The organism is Arthrobacter sp. JCM 19049, assembly GCF_001310435.1.
In genome coordinates, this window is record NZ_BAXF01000598.1 from 1 (window position 1) to 1170 (window position 1170).

At 70.5% G+C, this 1170-nt stretch carries 2 pseudogenes; both read right to left on the reverse strand.

From position 1 onward, the window contains the following. Nucleotides 1-6 precede the first annotated feature (6 nt). A pseudogene (locus tag JCM19049_RS23675) lies at nucleotides 7-793 on the reverse strand (acetate--CoA ligase family protein). Continuing rightward, nucleotides 721-1170: pseudogene (locus JCM19049_RS14825) on the reverse strand (hypothetical protein); the annotation flags it as partial. The pseudogenes JCM19049_RS14825 and JCM19049_RS23675, both read right to left, overlap by 73 nt.

The following is a 1170-nucleotide window of genomic DNA, read 5'->3' on the forward strand; positions in this document are numbered from 1 at the left end:
CGCCGCTTAGCCGCGCAGTGCCCGGCGCACGGTGTCGGTGCGCTGTTCCGGGTTGCCGACCTGCACCTCGGCGGCCAACACGCTCAGCCCGTGTTCGGAAACGGTGACCGGGGAAATCTTCAGGATCGCCACCTCCGGGTGGTTGTCCTTCAGCAGCGCCACCCGGTTCAGCAGGTCCTTCAGCGCCGCCAGGTCCACCTGCGGCAGCCCTGGTAGCCGAAGAGCCGGGCGCTGCTGCGTGGACGGTGGATCAGGTCCTCCAGGTCCTGCACGGACAGCGGAGCCACCCCGTGCGCCCAGTCATCGAGCAGGTTCACCGGGTCCCCGGAGAGCCCGAAGGAGATCACCGGCCCCAGCAGCGGGTCCTCCACCGCCCGGATCACGCAGGCCTGCCCGGCCTCGGCCATGGACTGCACCTCCAGGGCCTGTACCCCCCACTGCCCCATGGCCTGGAACATGTGGGCGTAGTTGGCCCGCAGCGTGGGTTCGTCGGTGATGTTCAGCCGCACCCCGCCCAGATCCAGGCGCTGGCGCAGGTAGGGTCATCGGCCTTCAACGCCACCGGCCAGCCCAGCCGGTGCGCGGCCGCGACCGCCTCATCGGCGCTGTTCACCGCCTGGGATTCCAGCACCGGGATCCCGTAGTGGGCCAGCAGCGTGCTGGCCTGGTCGTAGTCCAGTTCGCGCAGCGTGGTGCCCGGGATCTGGGCGGTGAGGGTTTTCAGGTAGTCCTCTGCCCCGTCGCGTCGATGCCCTCCGGTTCGGGCAGCGCGTCGTGTTCGACGTTCAGCCACTGCCGGTAGCCGTGCGCCTTGTCCAGGGCCCGCACCGCCGCGGCCGGGGAGGTGAACACCGGCAGCCCGTGGTGCACCCCGGTGCCGATGCTGCGGTCCGAACGCCCGGAGAGCACCACCAGCACCGGTTTGCCGCAGCCGGCGAAGCGGCCCAGCTCCCCCAGCAGTGCGTTGTCGCTGATGCCGGGCACCGGCAGCAGGGCGATGATCACCGAATGCACGGTGGCATCCTGCACCAGCTGCTGCACCCGTTCGCGCAGCAGCGGCAGGGCCCGGGACTGGCCCAGCTGAAGTCCAGTTCGCGCTCGTCCGCGGCGGCGCTGAGGGTGCGGCTGACCGCCACATCGCAGGTGACTTCCGCCAGGGTGAGCGAATTG